The 2,256-nt window shown below is 68.8% G+C and carries 2 protein-coding genes; both read right to left on the minus strand.

Translation table 11 applies throughout. The features are described from left to right. Nucleotides 1–101: 101 nt before the first annotated feature. Nucleotides 102–875: an IS21-like element helper ATPase IstB gene (gene istB / locus RX395_RS09635; protein ID WP_271738371.1), complete on the minus strand. Its 774-nt coding sequence runs from the start codon at nt 873–875 to the stop codon at nt 102–104. Beyond that, entirely contained in the window at nt 875–2,107 is a 1,233-nt protein-coding gene (istA, locus tag RX395_RS09640) for an IS21 family transposase (protein WP_316367236.1), read from the minus strand. Before istA ends, istB begins: the two co-directional genes overlap by 1 nt. Between the last annotated feature and the right edge of the window lie 149 nt (nt 2,108–2,256).

A 2,256-nucleotide genomic window follows, 5' to 3' on the forward strand; every position in this document is an offset into this window, starting at 1 on the left:
TGTTAGCGTCAATCTATTTTTCACCAGTTTCGCTAAACAGGCGCGCCGTTCGCGCAAAGGCGGTTTCACCGGTTGCGCTAACGTATTTTCACCGATTCCGGTCACGGCTTGACGGGGCCGTCCCTCGGCAGGTCCTTCAGCCTGTAGGACCTGCCGGTTATCTTGACCAGGTGGCAGTGGTGGCACACCCTGTCCGCGATCGCGCTCGCCGCCACGTCGTCCCCGAACACCCTGCCCCAGCCGCTGATCCCCACGTTGGTGGTGATGATCGTCGAGCGCTGCTCGTAGCGCGTCGATATCAGCTGGAACAGCAGGTCCGCGCCCGCGCTGCCGACGTCGAGGTAGCCGAGCTCGTCGATGATCAGCAGCCTCGAGTGGGCGTAGTACTTGAGCCTCTTCTTGAGGATGCCGCGCGACGAGGCGTCCTCCAGGTCCTCGACGAGCCGGGCGCAGTCCACGAACCTGACCTCGCGCCCCGCCTTGACCGCCTCGATGCCCAGCGCGACGGCGAGGTGCGTCTTGCCCACGCCGGGGCTCCCCACGAACAGGACGTTCTCGGCCCGTTCGACGAACCTCAGGGTCGCGAGCTCCTCGATCTCGGCGCGCGGGACCGACGGCTGGAAGTCCCAGTCGAAGTCCGCCAGCCCCTTGACGTAGGGGAACCCCGACGACCGTATGCGCTGGTTGGTGATCCTGACCTCCCGGGCGGCGACCTCGACGCGCGTCATCTCCTCGAGGGCGGAGGCGAAGCCCCGCTCGCCCGCGGCGACCATCCTCACGTAGTCGGGCAGGGACGCCGCCATCTCGTGCAGCCCGAGCGCGGAGAGGTTCGCCTGCGCCCTGATCGAGGGGCTGCCCTCCGCGACGGCGCCCATCACGCCCCTCCGAGCGAGTCGAGCAGCGCGAGGTTGGCGCGCGCGGCCTCGGCGATGTCCGCGTCGGCCAGGCCCCGCTTCCCCTCGAGGGCCTGCTCGTAGTGGTCGGGGTCGTAGTTGATGGGCCTCGACGGCCCGGACGCGGCGTCGTGGACGGCGACCTCCTCGCCGGCCATCCTCACCACGACCTGGCCGCCGGGCATTGCCACGACGCTCACGCGCCGGCCGATGCAGCGCCTGGGCACGGACCACTCCCTGCCGGCGGCCCTGACGAGCATGGTCGGCGGGACGGTCTGGACGCTCACGTCGCCCACCATCGACTCGAGGAGCCGGAGGTTCCCGATGGGCCGCAGGCTCTCCTTCTCCCGCATGAACAGCGCGTCGGGCGGCAGGCCGGTGGTGCGGTTCGGCTCCGAGTTGGCCTGGGCCTCGACCCGGGCCACCGCCTCGGCGAGGCCACTCCACCCGGTGAACTCGCCGCCGTAGGCGAGCAGGCGGTTCAGGAAGCGGTTGGCCGACTCGTCCTTGCCCTTGGTCTGCGGCGAGCGAGGCGCGCAGAGCCTGAGCTCGAAGCCGGCCTCCCGCGCGAACCGCCACGCCCTCTCCTGTCTGGTCCTCCTGCGGCCCGAGACGGTCACCAGGCACGACATGTTGTCCGTGATGCACTCCTCCGGGACGCCGCCGAGGCGGGTGAAGGTGGCGAGCAGGCAGGACAGCAGGTCGTCGAGCGTGCGGCTCCTGACCGGTATGAAGCGGTGCTTCCGGGAGTAGCCGAGCGTCGCGGTGAACACGCTGAACTCGAAGACCTCGCCCTCCGAGTCGACGAGCCTCATGCCCTCCTTCCAGTCGAACTGCAGCTGCCTGCCCGGGGGCGTCTCGAACCGCGGGTGCGGCTCGCGGCCGCCCGCGCCCCCGAAGGGCACGTCGCGCGCCCGGCACCACGCGGTGAAGGCGCCGTACCCGGGCAGCCCCTCCCCGCGGCCCTCGCGCAGGAACGCGTAGACGGCCATCTTGGTCATCCCGGGCAGCTGGGCCTTCGAGCGGATCACCTCCTCGAACGGGTCGAAGGCGCTGCCCCTCGCGGACCTCCCGTCGGCGGCGGACTCGCCCTCCCGCCAGTACTTGGCGACCGTGTGCCGGTCCATGCCGTGCCTCCTCGCGATCTCGCTGAAGTTCGGCTTCGCGCCTGATCCCCTGTAGACGTTCAGCTCTCCCATTACGTTTCGCTCCATATCCCGCTCCTCCCGGGTCGGATACCCGATCGGAGCATAGTTCCGTTAGCGCAGTTGGTGAAAGTACGTTAGCGGGGTCGGCGAAAGCGCATTAGCGCATTCGGCGAGATACGTTTGCGAAAGTGGTCATTTTTAGATTAGCGCTAACA

The sequence above is a fragment of the Collinsella aerofaciens genome (assembly GCF_032584215.1).
Taxonomy (GTDB): domain Bacteria; phylum Actinomycetota; class Coriobacteriia; order Coriobacteriales; family Coriobacteriaceae; genus Collinsella.

Bases quoted from the DNA above. Each gene is read 5' to 3' on its own strand.
- istA (WP_316367236.1), bottom strand. From the start codon at position 2,107: ATGGAGCGAAACGTAATGGGAGAGCTGAACGTCTACAGGGGATCAGGC.
- istB (WP_271738371.1), bottom strand. From the start codon at position 875: ATGGGCGCCGTCGCGGAGGGCAGCCCCTCGATCAGGGCGCAGGCGAAC.